The 21,212-nt window shown below is 59.4% G+C and carries 19 protein-coding genes; 12 read left to right on the top strand and 7 right to left on the bottom strand.

The window, feature by feature from the left end; genetic code table 11:
* Nucleotides 1–98 precede the first annotated feature (98 nt).
* From H3Z84_RS16705 to phoU, 5 genes are all read left to right on the top strand, one after another.
* Nucleotides 99–1,145, top strand: a complete 1,047-nt coding sequence (locus H3Z84_RS16705; RefSeq protein WP_206768903.1) for a substrate-binding domain-containing protein — start codon at nucleotides 99–101, stop codon at nucleotides 1,143–1,145.
* Between the two features lie 158 nt (nucleotides 1,146–1,303).
* Nucleotides 1,304–2,692 (top strand): phosphate ABC transporter permease subunit PstC, encoded by a 1,389-nt coding sequence (gene pstC / locus H3Z84_RS16700; protein WP_199458266.1) that lies wholly within the window; start codon nucleotides 1,304–1,306, stop codon nucleotides 2,690–2,692.
* Complete coding sequence (gene pstA, locus H3Z84_RS16695) at nucleotides 2,685–3,962, top strand: phosphate ABC transporter permease PstA (RefSeq protein WP_199458265.1); 1,278 nt, start codon at nucleotides 2,685–2,687, stop codon at nucleotides 3,960–3,962. The genes pstC and pstA overlap by 8 nt, the downstream gene beginning before the upstream one ends.
* 11 nt (nucleotides 3,963–3,973) lie before the next feature.
* The gene (gene pstB, locus H3Z84_RS16690; RefSeq protein ID WP_199458264.1) at nucleotides 3,974–4,861 is read left to right on the top strand and encodes a phosphate ABC transporter ATP-binding protein PstB; all 888 of its coding nucleotides are present in this window, start codon (nucleotides 3,974–3,976) and stop codon (nucleotides 4,859–4,861) included.
* Between the two features lie 30 nt (nucleotides 4,862–4,891).
* Nucleotides 4,892–5,614 (top strand): phosphate signaling complex protein PhoU, encoded by a 723-nt coding sequence (gene phoU / locus H3Z84_RS16685; protein ID WP_199458263.1) that lies wholly within the window; start codon nucleotides 4,892–4,894, stop codon nucleotides 5,612–5,614.
* Between the two features lie 230 nt (nucleotides 5,615–5,844).
* Here the strand turns inward: phoU and H3Z84_RS16680 are convergent, their stop codons facing one another.
* The 5 genes from H3Z84_RS16680 to mnmH form a co-directional block, all read right to left on the bottom strand.
* Entirely contained in the window at nucleotides 5,845–6,210 is a 366-nt protein-coding gene (locus H3Z84_RS16680) for a histidine triad nucleotide-binding protein (protein ID WP_022988513.1), read from the bottom strand.
* A 39-nt stretch (nucleotides 6,211–6,249) separates the two neighbouring features.
* Nucleotides 6,250–7,545 (bottom strand): FAD-dependent oxidoreductase, encoded by a 1,296-nt coding sequence (locus H3Z84_RS16675; RefSeq protein WP_199458262.1) that lies wholly within the window; start codon nucleotides 7,543–7,545, stop codon nucleotides 6,250–6,252.
* Nucleotides 7,546–7,622: 77 nt separating this feature from the next.
* A complete protein-coding gene (locus H3Z84_RS16670) occupies nucleotides 7,623–8,171 on the bottom strand; it encodes an aminoacyl-tRNA deacylase (RefSeq protein WP_058342002.1) in 549 nt (182 codons plus the stop codon).
* A 158-nt stretch (nucleotides 8,172–8,329) separates the two neighbouring features.
* Nucleotides 8,330–9,160, bottom strand: coding sequence for a mechanosensitive ion channel family protein (locus tag H3Z84_RS16665; protein ID WP_199458261.1), 831 nt, complete (start codon nucleotides 9,158–9,160; stop codon nucleotides 8,330–8,332).
* Between the two features lie 137 nt (nucleotides 9,161–9,297).
* On the bottom strand, nucleotides 9,298–10,407 hold the full coding sequence (gene mnmH, locus H3Z84_RS16660) for a tRNA 2-selenouridine(34) synthase MnmH (protein ID WP_199458260.1): 1,110 nt from the start codon (nucleotides 10,405–10,407) through the stop codon (nucleotides 9,298–9,300).
* 375 nt (nucleotides 10,408–10,782) lie between these two features.
* Here mnmH and H3Z84_RS16655 point away from each other — a divergent pair, with 375 nt between their 5' ends.
* Entirely contained in the window at nucleotides 10,783–11,442 is a 660-nt protein-coding gene (locus tag H3Z84_RS16655; protein ID WP_094624920.1) for a 50S ribosomal protein L11 methyltransferase, read from the top strand.
* A 466-nt stretch (nucleotides 11,443–11,908) separates the two neighbouring features.
* On the opposite strand, the gene H3Z84_RS16650 is transcribed toward H3Z84_RS16655, so the two are convergent.
* Entirely contained in the window at nucleotides 11,909–12,313 is a 405-nt protein-coding gene (locus H3Z84_RS16650; RefSeq protein ID WP_036219163.1) for a VanZ family protein, read from the bottom strand.
* A gap of 95 nt (nucleotides 12,314–12,408) precedes the next feature.
* On the opposite strand from H3Z84_RS16650, the gene cysZ reads away from it, so the two are divergent.
* The 5 genes from cysZ to H3Z84_RS16625 all read left to right on the top strand — a co-directional run bounded on the left by cysZ (nucleotide 12,409) and on the right by H3Z84_RS16625 (nucleotide 19,495).
* Nucleotides 12,409–13,158, top strand: a complete 750-nt coding sequence (cysZ, locus tag H3Z84_RS16645; RefSeq protein WP_022988506.1) for a sulfate transporter CysZ — start codon at nucleotides 12,409–12,411, stop codon at nucleotides 13,156–13,158.
* Nucleotides 13,159–13,177: 19 nt separating this feature from the next.
* Complete coding sequence (rapA, locus tag H3Z84_RS16640; protein WP_199458259.1) at nucleotides 13,178–16,042, top strand: RNA polymerase-associated protein RapA; 2,865 nt, start codon at nucleotides 13,178–13,180, stop codon at nucleotides 16,040–16,042.
* A gap of 140 nt (nucleotides 16,043–16,182) precedes the next feature.
* The gene (locus H3Z84_RS16635) at nucleotides 16,183–18,630 is read left to right on the top strand and encodes an acyl-CoA dehydrogenase (RefSeq protein ID WP_199458258.1); all 2,448 of its coding nucleotides are present in this window, start codon (nucleotides 16,183–16,185) and stop codon (nucleotides 18,628–18,630) included.
* A 14-nt stretch (nucleotides 18,631–18,644) separates the two neighbouring features.
* Nucleotides 18,645–19,025: a fluoride efflux transporter CrcB gene (crcB, locus tag H3Z84_RS16630; protein ID WP_094624925.1), complete on the top strand. Its 381-nt coding sequence runs from the start codon at nucleotides 18,645–18,647 to the stop codon at nucleotides 19,023–19,025.
* A gap of 263 nt (nucleotides 19,026–19,288) precedes the next feature.
* Entirely contained in the window at nucleotides 19,289–19,495 is a 207-nt protein-coding gene (locus tag H3Z84_RS16625) for a cold-shock protein (RefSeq protein WP_008939715.1), read from the top strand.
* A gap of 73 nt (nucleotides 19,496–19,568) precedes the next feature.
* Here the strand turns inward: H3Z84_RS16625 and H3Z84_RS16620 are convergent, their stop codons facing one another.
* Entirely contained in the window at nucleotides 19,569–20,372 is an 804-nt protein-coding gene (locus tag H3Z84_RS16620; protein ID WP_199458257.1) for a dienelactone hydrolase family protein, read from the bottom strand.
* Between the two features lie 191 nt (nucleotides 20,373–20,563).
* On the opposite strand from H3Z84_RS16620, the gene H3Z84_RS16615 reads away from it, so the two are divergent.
* Complete coding sequence (locus H3Z84_RS16615; protein WP_058341994.1) at nucleotides 20,564–21,175, top strand: Yip1 family protein; 612 nt, start codon at nucleotides 20,564–20,566, stop codon at nucleotides 21,173–21,175.
* Nucleotides 21,176–21,212: the final 37 nt, after the last annotated feature.

Here is a 21,212-nt window from a genome sequence, read left to right as displayed (position 1 = left end):
AAAAGCTGTAACAAAGTTGTCACAGAGTCTCCCTAGGATGCACTCATCGGTAAAGCAGATACCAACATAACGTCCACCGATACTGGAGACATAACGTGATGAAATTGAAAACTGCAATCGCTTCTGTTGCCCTGGCGGGCAGCATTGCCGCCGTGTCCACCCCGGCCATGGCCCGTGATACCGTCAATGTCGTCGGTTCTTCCACTGTTTACCCGTTCGCCACCGTGGTTGCCGAGCGTTTTGGCCGTAACACCGACTTCCCGACTCCGAAACTGGAATCTACCGGTTCCGGCGGTGGTCTGAAGCTGTTCTGTGCCGGTATCGGTACCCAGCACCCGGACATCACCAACGCTTCCCGTCGCATGAAGAAGAGCGAGTTCGAGCTGTGCCAGAGCAATGGCGTGAAGGAAATCACCGAAGTGAAGATTGGTGCTGACGGTATCGTTATCGCCAACTCCAAAGATGCCGGCAAGCTGGACCTGAGCCTGAAGCAGGTGTTCCTGGCCCTGGCCAAGGAAGTTCCTGATCCCAAAGGTGGCGACAAGCTGGTCGCTAACCCTTACCAGAAGTGGAGCGATATCGACTCCAGCCTGCCGAACCTGGAAATCAGCGTGATGGGCCCGCCTCCGACTTCCGGTACCCGTGATGCTTTCGTTGAAATCGCAATGGAAGGTGGCTGCAAGACCTTCGATTTCATCAAGGCCATGCCGAAGAAAGAAATGAAGAGCGTTTGCCACAGTATGCGTGAAGACGGCCCGTTTGTTGAAGCCGGCGAAAACGACAACCTTATCGTTCAGCGCCTGGCGCAGGACAAGGACACCCTGGGTATCTTCGGTTACAGCTTCCTGATGGAAAACAGCAGCCAGATCCAGGCCGCGACTATCGGTGGCGTTGAGCCGACTCCGGAAACCATCGCTGATGAAGATTACCCGGTTGCCCGCTCCCTGTTCTTCTACATCAAGAACGCTCACGTAGGCGTGGTTCCGGGCATCAAGGAATATGCCGAGGAATTTACTACTGAAGGCGCCTGGGGCGATAACGGTTACCTGGTCGACGTAGGCCTGATTCCGAACCCGCGCAACACTCGCATGGAAGTGGCCAAGAATGTGCGCAACCTGAAGCCGATGACCGGCAACGAGCTGTAAGCAGCTCCGGGTAGTCAGGGACGACGACAAAGAACGCGGGCCGGGGAGGTTCGCGTTCTTTTGTTACAACCAGATGAATAAAACAGCCGCTAAACTGGCACAATAATAAAAACGTTGAGCTGGCTTTAACTCAACATTTACACGATACAGAGAACGTTATGCAAACGGCCAATCTGTTGCCTCTGATCCTGGTGATTGCCGTCATCGCCTATGGTTTGTCCTACATGCGCTCGCGCGCGGTAGCCGAGCCCATCGGTGGTATTCGCAATCTGAAGGCGCTGCCCTTTTACTACGCGGCCCGTGCCGCTTTGTGGTGTGCGATCCCTGCGCTGGTTGTGCTGGCGCTGTGGGCAGGTTTTGAAGGCAAGGTTATCCAGAACTATGTGGTGGCTTCGTTGCCGGCAGAACTTGCACCTGAGTCTGACGGCCAGGCGAGCCTTATCCTTTCGCAGATCAACAACGTGGCAGCCGGCAAGCTGGATCCGCAGTTTGTGCCCCCGGAAGTGGTGGGTGCAGCGGACCTTCTGGATGCCCTCAAACAGCGCAGTGCCAGCTTCAAGGCCACGCTGGTAATTCTTCTTGCGGTACTGGGCGCAGCCTATGCCTGGACCCGGGTACAACCCCACATCAATGCCCGCGAGAACGTGGAGCGCACCTTGCGGTGGATTTTCTTTGTCTGTGCGGCGGTTGCCGTTCTGACCACCGTCGGCATTGTCTTTTCCGTGATTTTTGAAACCTTCCGGTTCTTCGGCAAGGTTCCGTTTACCGAGTTTCTGTTCGGCACGTCCTGGAGCCCCCAGACGGCCCTTCGTGCAGACCAGGTAGGTTCTGACGGTGCTTTCGGTATCATCCCGCTGTTCACCGGCACCTTGCTGATTTCGGCCATTGCGCTGCTGGTGGCGGTGCCTGTGGGCTTGCTGTCTGCGGTGTACCTGTCTGAGTACGCAACCAGGCCGGCCCGGGCGGTGATCAAGCCGCTGCTGGAAATGCTGGCAGGCGTACCTACCGTGGTGTACGGCTTTTTTGCGGCCCTTACGGTTGCCCCGTTCATTCGGGACCTGGCTGAAAGTATCGGCCTTGAAGCCTCATCCCAGAGCGCGCTGGCGGCGGGCCTGGTGATGGGTGTCATGATTATTCCGTTTGTTTCATCGTTGTCTGACGACGTGATCAACGCCGTACCCCAGACCCTGCGGGACGGTTCCCTGGCACTGGGTGCCACCCAGTCAGAAACCATGAAGAACGTGATTTTCCCCGCGGCCCTGCCGGGCATTATGGGCGGCATCCTGCTGGCGGCTTCCCGGGCCATCGGTGAAACCATGATTGTGGTGATGGCAGCGGGCCTGGCAGCCAACCTGACGGCCAATCCGCTGGATTCCGTCACCACGGTTACGGTGCAGATTGTCACCCTGCTGACCGGTGACCAGGAATTCGACAGCGCCAAGACCCTGGCCGCGTTTGCCCTGGGCATGATGCTGTTCATCGTAACCCTGGCCCTCAACGTGGTTGCCCTGAAGATTGTCCGCAAGTATAGGGAACAGTATGACTGATCAACGTTCACAGGCGGAGATTGTCCGCCAGTCACTCAAGCGGCGGTACCGCAAGGAGCGCCGGTTTCGGCTCTACGGCATGACCGCCATCGCCATCGCCTTGTTGTCCCTGGTGGTGCTGTTTACCGACATCATCGGCAAGGGCTACACCGGCTTTATCAAGACCACCATGACCCTTGATGTGGTGCTTGATGGCGAGCAGATGTACCTGGATGACGCGTCTGACAAAGACCAGATGTCCATGGCGGACTTCCAGGCGCCCATCATAACGGCTCTGCAGAAGCATTTTCCCGAGGTGGAGGAGCGTAAGGACCTTCGGGAGCTGAGCCGGTTGGCGGGTAGCTATGCCAGCAACCAGATCAAGGACCTGCTGGCCCGGCAGCCGGAATTGTTGGGTACTACCCAGACCATGGAGTTCCTGGTGCACGACACGGTGTCGGTCTATGTGAAACATGCCGACAATCCTGCCTACAGCATCCGTTTGTCGGAACAGCAGCAGCGCTGGGTGGATGAGCTGGTTGAGAAAGGCGTGGTAGATACCGGTTTCAACGATGTGTTCTTCAGCCGGGGCGATTCCCGGGAGCCGTCCAATGCCGGTATTCTGGGTGCCATTGTCGGCTCACTGCTGACCATGGTGGTTACCCTGGTGATTGCCTTCCCGGTGGGGGTTGCGGCAGCGGTGTACCTGGAGGAATTTGCGCCCCAGAACAAGTTCACCGATTTTATCGAGGTCAACATCAACAACCTGGCGGCGGTACCGTCGATCATCTTCGGTCTGTTGGGCCTGGCGGTGTTTATCGGGGTGTTCGGCTTGCCGCGCTCCGTACCGGTATTGGGTGGCCTGGTGCTGGCGCTGATGACCCTGCCCACCATCATCATTTCCAGCCGTGCGGCCATCAAGAGTGTGCCGCCCTCTATCCGTGAAGCGGCGGAAGGCATCGGCGCCTCGAAAATGCAGGTGGTACTGCACCATGTGGTGCCCCTGGCCATGCCCGGCATGATGACCGGTTCGATCATCGGCATGGCCCAGGCGCTGGGTGAGACAGCACCGCTGCTGCTGATCGGTATGGTGGCATTCATCGTGGAGATTCCTGACGGTTTCTTCAGTTCCGCCACTGTGCTCCCGGTACAGATTTACCTTTGGGCCAGCAGTGCCGAGCAGGGCTTTGTTGAACTTGCCTCTGCCGGAATCATGATCCTGCTGACCTTTATGATCACCATGAATGCATTGGCCATCTGGCTCCGTAAACGTCTTGAGCGCCGGTGGTAAGGAGTTAAACCATGAACACTATGAATTCGACAGTAACCAGCAACACCGAAACCACCGAGGCGCACGCTGTTCCCGTTCAGGACGAGCGCCCGGCAGAGACGATCATCCAGGAAGGGGTTACCGTTGGCAGCCCCTACGCCGACGACCCGAAGTTCAAGCTGCGGGATGTTGAGGTGTTTTACGGCGAAAGTCGGGCCATCAAGAAGATCAGCCTGGATATTGCCCGTAACGAAGTGATTGCCTTTATCGGCCCGTCCGGGTGCGGCAAGTCCACCTTCCTGCGCTGCCTGAACCGGATGAACGACAGCATCGATATCTGTAGCGTGAAAGGCGAGTTGATGCTGGATGACCAGAACATCTACGACCCCAAGCGTGACGTGGTTGAGCTGCGGGCCCGGGTTGGCATGGTATTCCAGAAGCCGAACCCGTTCCCCAAGTCGATCTATGACAACGTGGCCTATGGCCCGCGTATTCACGGCCTGGCCAATCGTAAGTCCGACCTGGATGATATCGTGGAAGACAGTCTGCGCAAGGCTGGCCTGTGGAACGAGGTAAAAGACCGCCTGGATGCCACTGCCACCGGCATGTCCGGCGGTCAGCAGCAGCGCCTGTGTATTGCCCGGGCCATTGCCGTCAGCCCCGAAGTGATCCTGATGGACGAGCCCTGTTCAGCCCTGGACCCGATCGCTACCGCCAAGGTGGAAGAGCTGATCGCGGAAATGTCCGAGAGCTACACTATTGTGATCGTAACCCACTCGATGCAGCAGGCCGCCCGGGTATCCAACCGCACGGCGTACTTCCACCTGGGCCACCTGGTGGAAGTGAACGAAACCGATAAAGTATTTACTTCGCCGGACCACGAACTGACCGAATCCTACATCACCGGTCGTTTTGGTTAATCAGGCCCGGGAACCTTGGAGACAAAGAAAATGCCGAACAGAAAGGATGATGTATACGGAGATCATATCTCCGGTAAGTTCAACGATGAACTGAACGAGCTGAAAACCCAGTTCCTGAACATGGGGGGCATGGTGGAAAGCCAGGTAGAGAAGGCCATCCAGTCGCTGATTGACGGGGATGGCCAGCTGGCGGAAAAAGTCCGCCTTGGCGACAAGCAGGTCGACAAGATGGAAATGGACCTGGATGAAGAAGCCATCCTGGTCATCGCCCGCCGGCAACCCACGGCGCGGGACCTGCGCCTGGTGATTTCCGTGATCAAGATGGTGGCGGACCTGGAACGTGTGGGTGACGAAGCCAAGAAAATTGCCAAGATGGCCATCAAGCTGACCGAAGAAGGCCAGGCTCCCCGGGGTTACGTGGAAATCCGCCACATCGGCACCCACGTGCTCAGCATGCTGCACGATGCCCTGGATGCCTTTGCCAGGCTGGATTCCGAGCAGGCCCTGCGCATCATGAAAGAAGACAAGCAGGTCGATGAAGAGTACCAGGCTGCGGCCCGGGCCTTGCTGACCTTCATGATGGAAGATACCCGCAACATCACCCGTTGCATGATGGTGATGTGGGTACTGCGCGCACTCGAGCGCATTGGTGACCACGCCTGCAACATCGCCGAGCACGTGATTTTCATGGCCAAGGGTGAGGATATTCGCCATTCGCCGATGGAAGAAGCAGAGCGGGTAGTGGGGCGGTAGGGGCGGGCCGCACCGCACATCGGCCGACCTGACTTCAGAGCTGTTTTCACCAAAATCGTGTTTTAGTCTGTCAGCCTACCTCCCAAGCTTCGGGCACGCGGGCTGGTATGGCTGTTTGGGACTATCTTTGGCCATGGATGGCCAAAGCTAAGCGAGCATGGATGCCTTGAGCGTGTCCCAAACAGCCATACCAGCCCGCTTGCTTACTCCAAAACCAGAAGCAGGAAAAGTCAGGCCTGCTTCATCTTGTCAGTGTAAGGCGGCCAGCCCAGTGGCTTGCCGGCCAGCAGGTGCAAATGGATGTGGAACACGGTCTGCCCGGCATTCTCTCCGCAGTTCATCACCACCCGGTAGCCGTCTTCGGCAAAGCCCATGTCCCTGGCCAGTTTTCCGGCTACCCAGTACAGGTGTCCCACCACTTCCCGGTCGCCTTCCTCAATGTCGTTGATGGTCGCGATCGCCTTTTTCGGGATGATCAGCAGGTGTACCGGTGCCTGGGGATTGATGTCCCTGAAGGCGAGGCTGAGGTCGTCTTCATAGACGATGTCCGCCGGGATTTCCCGGTTGATGATTTTGGTGAAGATGGTTTCCGACATGAAAACTCCCTGTTCGTTGTTAAGCGTGCAAGTTGACCACTATAGACCGCCGAGACCCGGCAGACGATTGACCATTTGTTGAAGCGGTGCGGGCAGTTTGTCGTCCAGCCCCATGGCGTAGCGGGCGACGCGGTTGCGGGCAAAGGGCAGGGCGCGGGCGGCGCCCAGGCCCAGGTTACGGACAAGGTGTACCGGCGGTATGGCGTTGCTGAAAAGGTGGTAGAACAGGTCCATGGCCAGCATCATGCTCTGGTTGGCGGGCCGGCGTTGCTGTTCGTACAGGGCCAGCCAGCGCTCGCAGGCGAGGTCGTCACCACCGCGCCGGGCTTCTTTCAGCAAACCCTGCAGGCACTGGGCATCCTGGAAACCCAGGTTTACGCCCTGGCCGGCCAGCGGGTTGATGGTATGGGCGGCATCGCCGGCCAGTACCACCCGGTTCAGGTAATAGTGCCTGGCGTGCTGGCGGGCAATGGGGAAGCTGGCCCGGGCATCGATATGGGTCAGCTCCGGCAGGCGGGCGGGGAACCGTTTCTGGATCTCGGCCATCAATGCCGGTTCATCCATGGCCTTGAGTTCCGCCAGCCGGGCCGGGTGGTCATACCATACCAGCGAGCCCCAGCATTCACCGGGGAACTGTTCACCGGCGCTGTGCAGGGGTAAAAAGGCCCGCGGACCGCTGGGGTAGAAACCCTGCCAGGTGATGTCTTCTACGCTGCCCCGGTAACGCACAGAAATTACCATGGCCTGCTGGTTGTATTGATCGCGGGTAACGCCGATGCCCGCCAGGTCCCGAACCCGTGACATGGCACCGTCTGCACCAATGACCAGCTGTGCTTCCAGTTGGCTGCCATCATCCAGGGTGACCCGGGCCAGTTGTTGACCCTGCTTCAGGTCCTGCACGCTGCGGCCGGTTATCAGGGTCACGTCCGGCTCGGCTTCGGCGCTCTGCCAGAGCGCCTGCTGGGTGATGCTGTTTTCCACAATGTGACCCAGGTGGCGGGCACCGAGCTGTTCGGCACTGAATTCAACTTCGGTCAGGGAGGGTGGCAGCAGTCGGCTCAGGGGGTTGGGGGTTTCGTCCCACACCGCAAGGCGGCGATAGGGTGTGGCGCGCATGGCCAGGATGGAATGCCAGGCTCCCAGGCTGTCCAGGTAGCGTTCGCTGCCGGCACTCAGGGCCGACACCCGGATATCCGGGGCACTGGAGGCATCGAAGGCGCTGGGTTCGGCTTTGTCGATCAGGGCCACACGGATGCCCTGCTGACCAAGGCCGGTGGCAAGTGCGGCGCCGACCATGCCGGCGCCCACAATAATGATGTCAAATGCTTGGTTCATATCCGGTTCCTGTCTGATGGCATCAGTTTACGCGATGCCGGGCGCCAGACAAGCGACCGGGGTCAATCCGGCGGGTTTCAGTATCCGGCCAGCAGGGTTTCCTCCCGGGGTTCCGGTCGTTTGCGGTTCTTCAGTAGCCAGGCCGGTTTCTGGGTGCCCGGGCGGGTGAAGCCTTGATTGATCACCATGGGTTGCACCAGGTTGAGGAAATCCCGGGTTTTCATGTGGATGGATTCGGTGTGGCTGCCGGCGGCAAATGCCAGTTCGGGCTGTTCGGTGAGTACTTCGGCGCAATAAACCGTCATTCCGAACAGGTTGCCGAACGGTGGCATGGCGCCCACTTCGCAATCCGGGAAACTGTCCTGGAATTCCTGTTCGTCTGCCAGTTCCACAAAGTCGGTGTCGAGAATGCGGGACAACCTGTCCCAGCGCACGCGCCAGGTGGCGGGCATCACCAGCATGGCCATCTTGCCATCGAGTTCGATGATCACGGTTTTAACCACACGGTCGCCGGCAATCTTCACGTGGTGGGCGAGTTGTTGGGCAGTAAAGGCGGGAGGGTGGGACAGGCACATGTATTCCACATTGGCCTTGTCCAGGTAATCTTTTAACTGCTGTACCGGCATGTTCACAACCTCCTGACAACATGGACAGTGTTGCAGAGCCGTCTGCCAATCCCGGGCCAGGCTCCGGTAAGACGGGGTAAATTCCCGCCTTACCGACAGCTTAGCGCAGGATCTGCAGTTTGCGAATAACCGGTTGTGTCTGTGTGACAGGCTTCCGGTCAGTCAGCCTTGTACATATGCACGTCGCGCTGCGGGAAAGGGATGGAGATACCCTCGGCGTCGAACGCTTTCTTCACACGTTCCTGCATGTCCCAGTAGAACGGCCACAGGTCGCCGGCCTTGGTCCAGGCCCGTACGGTCAGGTCGACAGAGCTTTCGCCCAGGCCACCCACCACAATCAGCGGAGCCGGGTCTTTCAGGGCGCGTTCGTCTTCTTCGATCAGGCGCTTGCAGATCGCCTTGGCCTTGTCGATGTCGTCGCTGTAGCCGATGCCGAAGGTCATGTCGCAACGACGGGTTTCATACACGCTCATGTTGGTCAGGCTGGCGTTGGATAGCTGGCCGTTCGGGATCACCACGCGACGGTTATCGAAGGTGTCGACGATGGTGTACAGGATGCTGATTTCACGCACCGAACCCAGGAAACCCTGTGCTTCGATGGCATCGCCCACCTTGAACGGCTTGAAGATCAGGATTAGTACGCCACCGGCAAAGTTGCCCAGGCTGCCTTGCAGGGCCAGGCCCACGGCCAGGCCGGCGGCACCGATAATGGCGACGAAGGAGGTGGTGGCAATACCGACCATGGAAGCTACGGAAACCAGCAGCAGGATCTTCAGAATGGCGCCGATCAGGCCGCACAGGAACTTGTTGAGGGTGGGGTCTTTCTTGCCCAGTTTGTTGTCCAGCACGCCGACAAAACGATTGATCAGCCACAGGCCGACAATGAGGGTGATGATGGCCAGTACTACTTTCGGGGCGTAGGCCATAACCAGTGCGATGCCCTGGTCAATCCATTCGGACGCTTGTCCGTTACTTATGATGTCTTCCATAGAGAAGCTCCTTGATCGTTAGTATTTTCTGAGGTGGCGAAAACCCGACAAATGATTGCCAGCACAATATTTATCTGACAAAGAGTATATAGCAGACATATTAAATGTCAGCGTCAGAAAGTGTTGGTACGCAGCGGTTAGTTATACGGATTGTGATGCTCTCTGGCATATGCCGTGATTTCATCGGGGCCGCCCCGCACCAGGATCCGGCCCTGTTTCTGGCTCAGCTGGTAATCGTACATGGGGTCGTAGTAATCGGTGAGCAGGGCTTCGATCCAGAGATGGTGGCCGCTGGTGTCGCCGGTGCGTTCCTGTTGCTCCAGGGCCTGCTCCATCAAGGCGCGAAGTTCCTGGTGGCGCGCCCCGCCCAGGCGTTTCCGGATACGGTCGATGGCGCTCAGCAGGTAGTCCCGGAAGTTCAGCCAGCCGGCTTCTTCGCCATCCCGGGCGATGTAGTCGGCCAGCATGTGTTCCACATAGTCGGTGCGGATAATATCGACACGCTCTGCCATGGGCTGTTCCAGGATCAGCAGCGGCGATTCGCTCATGCGGGCCCGGAAGTGTTCCGGTAGCGCGCAGCGGCCGATCAGCCGGCTTTCGTCTTCCAGGTACACCGGCCCGCCTACCTGGTGGTGTGCCTTGAGCATGGCAACCGCCAGGTGGTTTTCGAAATCGATCTGGGACGGCTGCGGGGTGACTTGCCGGCCGAAGCTGGAGCCCCGGTGGTTGGCCAGGCCCTCCAGGTCGACCGGGTTGGGCAGGTCCATCAGCACCCGGGTTTTGCCGGTGCCGGTGCGGCCGCTGAGAATGCGGAAGTCTTCGCTGTCGATCAGCTGGTCCAGGCTGTCGATCAGAAAGCGTCGCAAGGCCTTGTAGCCACCTTTCACCAGCGGGTAATCAATGCCGGCGTCCTTGATCCATTGCTGGGTCAGACGGGAGCGTAACCCACCCCGAAAACAGAACAGGTAGCCGTCCGGGTGACGGGCTACGAAGCGCTTCCAGGCTTCGATACGCTGGGCTTTTACATCACCGGCGACCAGTTGGTGGCCAAGCTCGATGGCCTTGTCCTGGCCCTTTTCCTTGTAGCAGATGCCCACCCGGTGGCGTTCCCCGTCGTTCATCAGGGGCGCGTTCTCAGCGTTGGGAAAACTGCCTTTGCTGAACTCCACCGGGGCGCGAACGTCCATCAGGGGCACGTCGTTCAGGAACAGGTTGAGGTAATCGCTGGTATCGGGTCTGCTTGCCATGTCAACGGATCGCTGTTGTTCTGGATAGGGCGGCAGTATACCGGAGTGCCGATTTCCGGGCATCCCGGCTAGTGTCCCGTCTGACTAATTCCTTAATCTACTGCTTGCCTCTGAGGACTCTGACCAAGGCGACAGTCTGCAGGTGTGGTGGTTCCACATCAAGGACTGGCAACACAGGCTCAGAGTCCTCAGAGGCAAGCCCTTCGGGAGCATCTGAAAAGCCGAATAGTGTCGTTCTGCTGTCTCGATTTGGAACCACCAAATTTTCACCAGCACGCCTAACTCTTCGGCTTTGCAGATGCTCAGTAGGTTAAGGAATTAGTCAGACGGGACACTAGGGTACAATGGCGGTTTGGACTGCCGAGAGAGCCAGCAATGACCCCGGAACACCTGAACCAGCACCTGCGCAAGACCCTGAGCCGTGGCCGTGTGGCCGCATCGGCACCGGCAGGTTGCCCGGACCTCCCCTTGTACCTGTTTGATCCCTCGGTACTGGAAGGTCCCCTGAGCCATGATGAAGCCCAGGCCGTGGTGGCAGAGCCAGCGTACTGGTCATTCTGCTGGGCCAGCGGCCAGGTGCTGGCCAGCTGGATTTTGCAGCATCCGGAGCTGGTGGCCGGCAAAGCGGTACTGGATTTCGGCTCCGGTTCCGGGGTTGTTGCCGTGGCGGCGGCGCGGGCGGGTGCTGCCCGGGCCATTGCCTGCGATATCGACCCGGCAGCGCTGGATGCTGCAGCAGCCAATGCCCGGCTTAACGGTGTGCAGGTGGAGCTTTGTGACGACTGGGCGGCGCGGCCGGAATCCCTGGACCTGGTCACCGCGGCCGATGTGCTTTATGACCCTGACAACCGGCCGTTGCTGGAGGCGTTCCGGGCGGCAGCAAGCCGGGTTTTGCTGGCAGATTCGCGGGTTCGGGATCTCGGTAACCCGGCTTATCAGCTGCAAACGGTGATTGAAGCCAGGACCTGGCCAGACCTGAACGAATTCGAGGAGTTCAACAGGGTGCGTATCTACCTGGCGGAAGGTGCAGGCTGAGAATTTTCTACGGCAGAAAAAACAAAGGGCAGCTCAAGGGCTGCCCTTTAACAGGTTTGAACCGCCATCCCGGGCAGTTCACAGTCGGAACAAGTGGTGCGTCCGTGCACTCGGGGCAACCGCCATGTTACCGTAATCCTTGCGTCTTTCCCTGATGGCCAGCGTCCGAGCCGGCAATCCAAATCGTTATCCCTTAAGCGAGGCATCCCTGTGTCCTTGCCTCTCCCCACAGTCCCTGCAGGGGTGCATCCAGTGCGTCGTCCTTTTCCCTGTCATCCTTGACGGTTCCCACTATACCAAGGCCAATCTGACAAACGTGTGACCGGCGCACACCATTTGCGGGCTTCAACTATCACATTAATAGTTTTTTCTTTGAATTCATGGCTCTGCGGGAAGTGGCTATGGGCCAGGCTGCGCCTTCGTACGTGAAGACACTGAAAGTTCCTACAGGCTTGTGAGATATCTCTTACAAGGATTCAGGCGAATCTCTCAAATCCATTTCGCGCGGCCTGCGTGTGCCGGGCCAGGGCAGCATGCCGATGGCAATCCCCAGGCTGTCTGCCAGCACATCGGCCAGGGAAAAATCCCGGTAGGGCAGATTGGCCTGGACCACCTCCAGCAGCAGCCCGAAACCCAGTAGTGCCGGGGCATACCAGAAGGCGCTCAGGCGCGGCCAGGCCAGCCGGGTAACGATGGTCAGCTCGATAAAGGCAATCAGGTGATTGACCTTGTCATTATCGGACGACGGAATCGGGTAGCTGCTGCTGGTGGTGGCCAGGTACAGAATGGCGACAACCGACACCAGCAACACGGCCTGCCACAGGCGGCGCATGTGAAGAATATGCCGGATGGTTGGCCAGAGTCGCGTCATAGGGTAATCCGAAGGTGGTTGCGTGCTGTGGGAACGAGGCTGACATGATATGCTTTGCGCCCCGTTATTGTCATGGCAGCGGAGGACCACCAGCAATGCTCAAAGGAAACTTTTTTCGCGGACTGGGCTACCTGGGGGAGGGCTTCAGGCTGATTCGCCAGCCCGGCCTGCGGCTGTTCGTGATCATTCCTGTTGTGATCAACGTCATCCTGTTCGGGCTGATGTTCTATTTCCTGGCCGAGATGTTCTCCCTGATGATCGCCGGTGCCATGGCCTGGCTGCCCGACTGGGCCTGGCTGCAAGCGCTCGATTGGTTGTTCTGGCTGCTCTACGGCGTGGTGATCCTGCTGATGCTGGCCTACGGCTTCGTGATCGTTGCCAACCTGATCGGCTCTCCTTTTTATGGTTACCTGGCCGAGTTGACCGAAAAACACCTCACCGGCCAGGAAGTCAGCACGGATGGCAGCTGGGCCGCCATCATCAAGGACATTCCCCGGGCGCTGTGGCGGGAAGTCCAGAAAATTGCCTATTACCTGCCCCGGGCGCTGGGCCTGTTTATTATCGGCCTGATTCCGGTCGTTAACCTGGTGGCAGCGGTGCTCTGGTTCCTGTTCAACAGCTGGATGATGGCCCTGCAATATGTGGATTTCCCGGCCGATAACCACCGGGTCAGCTTCCCGAAATTAAGAAAAGACCTGGCAGCCAGCCGGCTTTCGGCCCTGGGCTTCGGCCTGCCGGTGGCCCTTGCGGCCATGGTGCCGGTACTCAACCTGGTGGTGGTGCCGGCGGCCGTGTGCGGTGCGACCGCGTTCTGGGTGCGTGAAAACGATTCAAACCAACAGTAATTCAGTCAGCGGAGGTTTCTTGGAAACATCGGAATTTGTCATTGGTCAGCGTTGGGTAAGCCACAGCGATACCGCTTTGGGTCTGGGAATTGTTACCGACATTTCCGGGCGCAGGGTCACATTGGGCTTTCCCGCGGCCGATGAGGAGCGCACCTACGCCATCGATAATGCTCCCCTGTCGAGGATTGTGTACCAGATGGGTGAGGAAATAGAGACTTTCGAAGGCGAGAAATACATTGTGCGCGCCGTGGAGGACCTGAACGGCGTTCTGCTGTACCACGCCGACGATGGCGAAAATATCCACCAGGTTTCGGAAGTGAAGCTGGCCGGTTCGGTGAATTTTTCTGCCCCGCACCAACGCCTGTTTGCCGGCCAGTTCGACCGTAACGGAGCCTTCCGGTTGCGGGTGTCGACCCTGGAACACATGGATCGCCTGCGGGCCTCGCCGGCCCAGGGGCTGATTGGCGCCCGTACCCAGCATTTGCCGCACCAGCTCTATATTGCCCACGAAGTGGCCCGCCGCCACGCGCCCCGGGTACTGCTGGCCGATGAGGTGGGCCTGGGCAAAACCATCGAAGCCGGCCTGATCCTGCATTACCAGCTGCACACCGGCCGCGCCCGCCGGGCCCTGATTGTGGTGCCGGATTCGCTGATTCACCAGTGGCTGGTGGAAATGCTGCGCCGCTTCAACCTGCGTTTTTCCATCGTCGACCAGGGCCGCTACGACGACCTCAAGGCACAGGAAGATGATGTCGATGCCCTGGTAAACCACATCTTCGGTGACGACGATGACGGTGTTAACCCGTTCGAGGCGGACCAGCTGGTGCTGTGCAGCCTGGACTTCCTGGTGCGCAGCGAAAAGGCCAGGAACCATGCCCTCGCCGCCGGCTGGGACCTGATGGTAGTGGATGAAGCGCACCACCTGGCCTGGTCGCCGGAGCAGGCCAGCCCCGAGTATGAAGTAGTGGAAAGCCTGTCTGGGGCCAGCAAGGGCTTGCTGTTGCTGACGGCCACCCCGGAACAGGTCGGGATTGCCAGTCACTTTGCCCGGCTGCGCCTGCTGGACCCGGCCCGGTTCCATAACCTGGACACTTTCCGGCAGGAAGAGCAGCAGTATGAGCGTATCAACCAGGTGGTGCGCCGGCTTCAGGAAAACCCGGACACCATCGCCGAGGACGACAAGGCCGCCTTGTCTGACTGGCTTGGTAGTGAACTGGACGAGCTGCTGGCCCGGGACAACGCCCATCATGCCGTGATTGATGCCCTGCTGGATCGCCACGGCACCGGCCGGGTACTGTTCCGCAATACCCGCGCGGCCATTCAGGGCTTCCCCGAACGCCAGCCGCTGCCGGAGCCGTTGCCGTGCCCGGAACTCTATGAAGAGGTACGTCACGGCAAAACCGGCCTGGCGCCGGAGCAGTCGGCCCTGGAAGAGCAATGGCTGGCCGAGGACCCCCGCGTGGCCTGGCTGGAAAAGAAACTGGCCAGCCTGCGCCCGGCCAAGGTGGTGGTCATCTGCGCCCGGGCCGATACCGCCATGGCGCTGGAGCATTACTTGCAGCTGCGCGCCGGTATTCGCAGTGCTGCCTTCCATGAGCACCTGAGCCTGCTGGAGCGGGACCGGGCTGCCGCCTACTTCGCCGACACCGAGCAGGGCGCCCAGGCGCTGATCTGTTCGGAGATTGGCAGCGAGGGCCGCAACTTCCAGTTTGCCCATCACCTGGTGCTGTTTGACCTGCCGGAAAACCCGGACCTGCTGGAGCAGCGCATTGGCCGGCTGGATCGTATCGGCCAGACCGAAGCCATCCGGATTCATATCCCGTACCTGCAGGGCACCAGCCAGGAGCTGCAGTACCGCTGGTTCCATGAAGGCCTGAACGCCTTTGCCGAGAGCTGCGCCGTGGGTGTCGCGGTGCACGAACACGTGGCCGATAACTGGCAGAAAGCCCTGGACGGCGATGACAGTGTCATCGAGCCGCTGCTGGCGGACAGCGCCGCAGAGACCCGGCGCCTGAAAACCCTGCTGCATAACGGCCGGGATGCCTTGATCGAGCTGAACTCCTGTCGCCGCGAAGAAGCCAATGCGCTGATCGCCGAGATCGAGAAAGAAGAGGGCTCTGCCCGGGTCCGGGATTACCTGGTGCAGGCGTTCGACATCCTGGGTGTTGATGTGGAAGACCACAGCGAACACGCCGATGTCCTCAAGCCCGGAGAGCAATACCAGGCCGGCCATGTGGCGGAGTTGCCGGAAGACGGGCTGACCGTCACCTGGGAGCGGGAGCAGGCCCTGCAGCGGGAAGACATGGCGTTCATGAGCTGGGAGCACCCGATCGTGACCGGGGTGATGGATTCGGTAACCAGTTCCGGCCTGGGCAAGGCGGCACTGGCCAATCTGTCGGTCAAGGCCTTGCCGCCGGGTACCCTGTTGCTGGAAGCTGTTTTCGCCGTGCATTGTCCGGCGCCGGAAGCCCTGCAGCTGACCCGCTACCTGCCGGTTTCGCCGCTGCGCCTGGTGGTAGACGTCAACGGCCGGGACCTGTCCAAGGCCCTGCCCCATGACCGGCTGAACGAGCTGTGTTCCAACATCCGCCGCCGGACGGCCCAGGCCATCGTGCCCAAGATCCGGGCAGAAGTGGAAACCATGGTGGACCATGCCGAGCGGCTGGCCGAACCGAACCTCGAACCACTGCAGGAAAAGGCGCTGGCGCAGGTAGAAGCCGGCTTTGTACCGGAAATCCGCCGCCTTGAAGCCCTGCAGAAAGTAAACCCGGCTATTCGCGATGAGGAAATCGACTTCCTGCGCAAACAGCTGGAAGCCGCCCGCGAGGCGGTGGGCCATGCCAGCCTGGCGCTGGAGGGAATCCGGGTGATTGTCACATCCTGAGGCTCCTAACTGTCTGAATCCGGTGTGTTATCTGGAATACAGGCATCTGTTAGGGTAAGTTGAACGTAACGAAGTGTTAGCGAAGTGGCTCCGGCTGCGTGCCGGAGGCTCTAATCCATGGAAGACAGAGAGAACTTGCGATGACTTTGATTCTGTTTCTGGTAGCACTGGCCGGCCTGCTGTTTGTGATGCGCCGGGAGTCCGGTGCCAAGCCGGCCATCGGCGTGATGCTGGTGGTGGGTGTGCTGTCCCTGTTTATGGCTTCCGGCTGGCTGACCCTGCTTCTGTTCCTGGGTGCGGCAGCCACGGCCGCAGCCGGTCTGCCCCAGTTCCGCATGAACTGGTTGACCCCTCGGGTGTTCGCCATGTTCAAGAAGGTGGCGCCGAAGGTTTCCGACACTGAAAAGGTGGCCCTGGAGGCCGGCACTGTAGGCTGGGACGGCGAACTGTTCACCGGCCGCCCGGACTGGCACAACCTGCTGATCAACCGTCATACCGGCCTGAGCGATGAGGAACAGGCCTTTGTGGATAACCAGTGCACCCAGGCGATTTCCATGTGCAATGCCTGGGACCTGGCGGTAGAGCGGGCTGACCTGCCCGAAGAACTGTGGGATTTCCTGAAGCAGGAAAAATTCTTCGGCATGATCATTCCGAAGGAATATGGTGGCCTGGGTTTCTCGGCCAAGGCCCAGACGGCGGTACTGCAGAAACTGGCCGCCAATGAAATGCTGATGGTGACCGTGGGCGTGCCCAACTCCCTCGGCCCGGGCGAACTGCTGGTCAAATACGGCACCCAGGGGCAGAAAGACTATTATCTGCCGCGGCTGGCGGATGGCCGGGAAGTGCCCTGTTTCGGCCTGACCGGCCCGCGCGCGGGCTCCGACGCCACCTCCCTGCCGGACACCGGTATCGTGTGCAAACAGGAAGTGGACGGCAAGGAAGTGTTGGGCATCCGCCTGAACTTCGAGAAGCGCTGGATTACCCTGGCGCCGGTGGCCACGGTGGTGGGCCTGGCGTTCCGGATGTTCGACCCGGACGGCCTGCTGGGCGATACCAGGGATCACGGCATTACCTGTGCGCTGATTCCCCGGGACACCGACGGCATGGACATCGGCCGTCGCCATTGCCCCATCGGCTCGCCGTTCATGAACGGCCCGATCAAGGGCAAGGATGTGTTCATCCCGCTGGATTACATCATCGGTGGCCAGGAAATGGCCGGCCAGGGCTGGCGTATGCTGGTTGAGTGCCTGTCGGTTGGCCGCTGTATCACTCTGCCGTCCGGTGCTGCCGGTGCGGCTGCCTATGCCGTGGGCACGGCCGGTGGCTTCACCCGTATCCGTCGCCAGTTCAATACCCCGGTGGCAGAGATGGAAGGTGTCCAGGCCCCGCTGGCGCGGATTGCTGCCAAGACCTACATTGCCCAGTCTGCGGTCAACCATACCGCCAACATGATCGACCAGGGCGAAAAACCGGCGGTGCCGTCGGCCATTCTCAAGTACCACCTGACCGAGTTCCAGCGTGACATCCTCACCGATGCCATGGATGTGCACGGCGGCAAGACGGTTACCCTGGGGCCCCGCAACTATCTGGGTATCGGTTACAGTGGTGCCGCGGTGTCGATCACCGTGGAAGGCGCGAACATCATGACCCGCAGCCTGATGATCTTCGGTCAGGGCGCCATTCGCTGCCATCCCTATGTACTCAAGGAGCTGGCGGCCAAGGATAACGATGACATCAAGGCCTTCGATGAAGCCTTCTTCGGCCACGCCGGCCTGATCTTCGGCAACGCTGCCCGCGCTTTCACCCAGGCCCTGGGTATCGGCAAGGCGGACGTGCCGTTTGACAGCGCGTCGCGGCCCTATGCCCAGGCCCTTGCCCGCTTCAGTTCTGCCTTCGGCTTGTGTGCCGACGCGGCCATGACCACCCTTGGCGGAGAGCTGAAAATGCGTGAGCTGATTTCCGCGCGCCTCGGCGACATGCTGGCCAACCTGTACCTGGCCTCCATGGTGCTCAAGAACTGGTATGAAACCCAGCCGGTGGATGGCGAGAAGGAACTGATGCAATACAGCATGACCCTGCTGCTGCATCGTACTGAGAAAGCCCTGGACGAATTCCTGAAGAACCTGCCCAACCGGCCGGCCGCCATGGCGTTGCGGGCGGTAACCCTGCCGCTGGGCCGTCGCTGGGCTGAGCCGGGCGACGAGCTTACCCGCAAACTGGCCAACAGCATCAGCACGGATACGCCGGTGCGCAGCAAGCTGACAGAAAGTGCGTGGACAACGGCAGGTGAGGGTGATGTGGCCAATCCGCTGGCTCAGTACAACAGCCTGCTCAAGGACTATGGCAAGGCAGAGCAGTTGTACCGCAAAGCTACCAAGGCCTACGCCAAGGGCGAGTTGCCCATGACAGCCCTGCATCCGGAAGAACGGTTCGAGGCGGCCCTGGAAGCGGGTATTTTCAGCCAGGAAGAGGCCGATTTCATGCGCGAGTATGAGGCGCTGGTGCTGGAAATGCTGACCGTCGACGATTTCCCGTTCGACGAGTTCGCCCGCAACAAGGACACCCTCATTGACCACAATCCGGCCTGAAGCAGGCCGCTGATATGTGGCTGTCGGTAGTTGCTGTCAGTGTTGGCGCCGTGATCGGCGCCAACCTGCGTTGGGCCCTTAGCCTGTGGCTGAATGCCAGTTACCATGCCATTCCCTGGGGCACCCTGGTGGCCAACCTCAGTGGTGGCTGGCTGATCGGACTGCTGATGGGCTTCTTTACCCACAGCAGTTCGCTGGCTCCGGAGTGGCGGCTGTTCGCCGTAACGGGCCTGTGCGGTGCGCTGACGACCTTCTCGGCCTTTTCCCTGGAAATGTTTGCCGCCATGCAGGAAGGCAAGTGGGCGGTGGCCCTCACCGGCATCCTGGCCCACGTGATTGGTTCCATCCTGATGACCGCCCTGGGCTTCTGGACCTTCACCCTGTTCAGGGGATAAAGACGGTTGCGGATGACCGCTCCGGCCTTGGTATCACTACCTACATAAATTATTGAATTTACCCTTGGCAAGCCGGAAATTCAGGAGTAGAGTGAATCCTGAAGGAAAGATTAGCAAAGCAGTTCATGAATAAGACGTACCTCCGCAGTTAGTAGTGCCGTCCTGTTTTTGATCCCGCGAGTTCAGTTTTTCCGTAACACGCTGACCAGCACCAGAATGGTGTGTGGCAGCAGATAAAATGATTGATTTCAGGAAGTTTACGTATGTCTACTGTTACCGGTACTGTTAAGTTCTTCAACGAAGCAAAAGGCTTTGGCTTTATCACTCGTGAAGGCGGCCCGGACGTATTTGTTCACTACAGCGCCATCCAAGGCTCTGGTTTCAAGACCCTGGCCGAAGGTCAGCAGGTTGAGTTCACCGTAACTCAGGGCCAGAAAGGTCCTCAGGCGGAGAACGTTGTTGCCCTGTAATCCTTGAGGATTCAGCAACATCAAAAAAAGGCAGCCAAGGCTGCCTTTTTTTGTGCCTGCCCGGTTTGTCGGATCAGCTGCCGAACAGCTCCTGGTAGAACAGCAGGGTGCCATCCCAGGAACGGCGGGCGGCATCCTCGTCGTAGCCGACCGGCATACCGAACTTTTCGGCAAAGGCATCCGCACCCGGATTGGTGAAGGAGTGCTTGACCCCCGGGAAGCTCACCAGCGTCAGGTCCACCTTGGCATCCTGCATTTCCTGAACCAGGCCTGCCACCTGTTCTGAGGGCACCATCGGGTCGGCGCCGCCGGTATACACCTGTACCCGTGCGGTCACTTTGCCGGCTTCGGCCTGCAGAGGGCTGGCCAGGGCGCCGTGATAGCTCACCACGCCATCAAGGTCGACGCCCATCCGTGCCATATTGAGCACCACGGCACCGCCAAAGCAGTAGCCCTGGGCGGCAATCTTGCCAGCATCCACCGATTCGTGGTTCTCCAACAGCTCCTTTGCTTTGATAAAGCGGGCTTTTACCTGCTCCATATCCCGGGTGGCTTGTTTCATGAACTCCTGGGCGGTATCCGGGTGCTCGGCCAGCTTGCCTTCGCCATACATGTCCAGGGCAAAGGCGGTATAACCGGCGGCTGCCAGCTGTTCTGCCTGTTCCCGGACAAAGTCGTTGTGGCCCCACCATTCGTGTACCAGCAGGATTCCGGGTCTTTTACCTTCGGCTTCATCATCCCAGGCCAGGTAGCCGCTGAAGACCTGGCCATCGAGCGTGTATTCCACGGTCTCGGTGCGAAGCTCGGCATGTGCGTTGAGGCTGGCAATGGCCAGGGTAAGGGCGGCGAGCGAGTGTTTGTTCAAACGTGGTTTCATGGCGGTTCCTGCTCCTGTTCATCAAGAACTAAAGGGTATGATAACGGCGGGCTTTGAACAAAATAGCATCAAAGCCGTCTTTTACCACCGGCATTCTTGACTATAGTTAAGTACAGGAACGGTTGTAAGTCTGAACTGGTTCAGGCGCCGTATATCCCCAAACCAACAACAGCAACAATGCGGGGTGGTCTATGCTCCTGTCACATGCGTTCGGTCTCTTTACTCACCCTGACCAGGAGTGGGTATCCATCAGAAAGGAACACGAGAATCCAACCAGGCTTTATATCGCTTACATTGCCATTCTGGCGGCCATTGCTCCCATCTGCGCCTATATTTCAACAGCACACTTCGGCTGGTCTGTGGGTAGCGAGCGGCTGATCAAACTTACGGAAATCAGTGCGGTTCAACTGAGTGTCCTGACCTACGTGGCAATGCTGGTGGGGGTGTTTGCCCTCGGCTATGCCATCAACTGGATGGCCAAGACCTACGGTGCCAAGGAAGAACACGTGCCTTCCAATGGTATCGCCCTGGCGGCTTATTCCTGTACGCCCCTGTTCCTGGCGGGCTTTGCCCTGCTGTATCCAGTGCCCTGGTTCAACGCTGCGGTGTTCCTGGCAGCCGCGTGCTACGGCGCCTGGTTAATGTATGACGGTCTGCCCATTGTGATGGGCATCGAGAAAGAGCGTGCTGTGATGTACGGTGGCGCTTTGCTGACGGTCGCACTGGTGATCCTGGTGTCCACCCGCGTGGGTTCGGTGATCCTGTGGAACCTGGGGGCTGGCCCGGTCTTCATCAGCGGATAACCAGCGCTCACCTGTGTTCGGATCGTTTACGGGAGCT

Origin of the sequence: Marinobacter sp. bablab_jr003 (genome assembly GCF_016464245.1) — a bacterium.
Taxonomy (GTDB): Bacteria; Pseudomonadota; Gammaproteobacteria; order Pseudomonadales; family Oleiphilaceae; genus Marinobacter; species Marinobacter vinifirmus.
The sequence above is the reverse complement of the archived record's forward strand: the minus strand, read 5'-3'. Positions and strand labels throughout refer to the sequence as shown.

Excerpts from the sequence above, each read along its gene's own strand:
- H3Z84_RS16705 (WP_206768903.1), top strand. The coding sequence starts at position 99 with ATGAAATTGAAAACTGCAATCGCTTCTGTTGCCCTGGCGGGCAGCATT.
- pstC (WP_199458266.1), top strand. The coding sequence starts at position 1,304 with ATGCAAACGGCCAATCTGTTGCCTCTGATCCTGGTGATTGCCGTCATC.
- pstA (WP_199458265.1), top strand. The coding sequence starts at position 2,685 with ATGACTGATCAACGTTCACAGGCGGAGATTGTCCGCCAGTCACTCAAG.
- pstB (WP_199458264.1), top strand. The coding sequence starts at position 3,974 with ATGAACACTATGAATTCGACAGTAACCAGCAACACCGAAACCACCGAG.
- phoU (WP_199458263.1), top strand. The coding sequence starts at position 4,892 with ATGCCGAACAGAAAGGATGATGTATACGGAGATCATATCTCCGGTAAG.
- H3Z84_RS16680 (WP_022988513.1), bottom strand. The coding sequence starts at position 6,210 with ATGTCGGAAACCATCTTCACCAAAATCATCAACCGGGAAATCCCGGCG.
- H3Z84_RS16675 (WP_199458262.1), bottom strand. The coding sequence starts at position 7,545 with ATGAACCAAGCATTTGACATCATTATTGTGGGCGCCGGCATGGTCGGC.
- H3Z84_RS16670 (WP_058342002.1), bottom strand. The coding sequence starts at position 8,171 with ATGCCGGTACAGCAGTTAAAAGATTACCTGGACAAGGCCAATGTGGAA.
- H3Z84_RS16665 (WP_199458261.1), bottom strand. The coding sequence starts at position 9,160 with ATGGAAGACATCATAAGTAACGGACAAGCGTCCGAATGGATTGACCAG.
- mnmH (WP_199458260.1), bottom strand. The coding sequence starts at position 10,407 with ATGGCAAGCAGACCCGATACCAGCGATTACCTCAACCTGTTCCTGAAC.
- H3Z84_RS16655 (WP_094624920.1), top strand. The coding sequence starts at position 10,783 with ATGACCCCGGAACACCTGAACCAGCACCTGCGCAAGACCCTGAGCCGT.
- H3Z84_RS16650 (WP_036219163.1), bottom strand. The coding sequence starts at position 12,313 with ATGACGCGACTCTGGCCAACCATCCGGCATATTCTTCACATGCGCCGC.
- cysZ (WP_022988506.1), top strand. The coding sequence starts at position 12,409 with ATGCTCAAAGGAAACTTTTTTCGCGGACTGGGCTACCTGGGGGAGGGC.
- H3Z84_RS16635 (WP_199458258.1), top strand. The coding sequence starts at position 16,183 with ATGACTTTGATTCTGTTTCTGGTAGCACTGGCCGGCCTGCTGTTTGTG.
- crcB (WP_094624925.1), top strand. The coding sequence starts at position 18,645 with ATGTGGCTGTCGGTAGTTGCTGTCAGTGTTGGCGCCGTGATCGGCGCC.
- H3Z84_RS16625 (WP_008939715.1), top strand. The coding sequence starts at position 19,289 with ATGTCTACTGTTACCGGTACTGTTAAGTTCTTCAACGAAGCAAAAGGC.
- H3Z84_RS16620 (WP_199458257.1), bottom strand. The coding sequence starts at position 20,372 with ATGAAACCACGTTTGAACAAACACTCGCTCGCCGCCCTTACCCTGGCC.
- H3Z84_RS16615 (WP_058341994.1), top strand. The coding sequence starts at position 20,564 with ATGCTCCTGTCACATGCGTTCGGTCTCTTTACTCACCCTGACCAGGAG.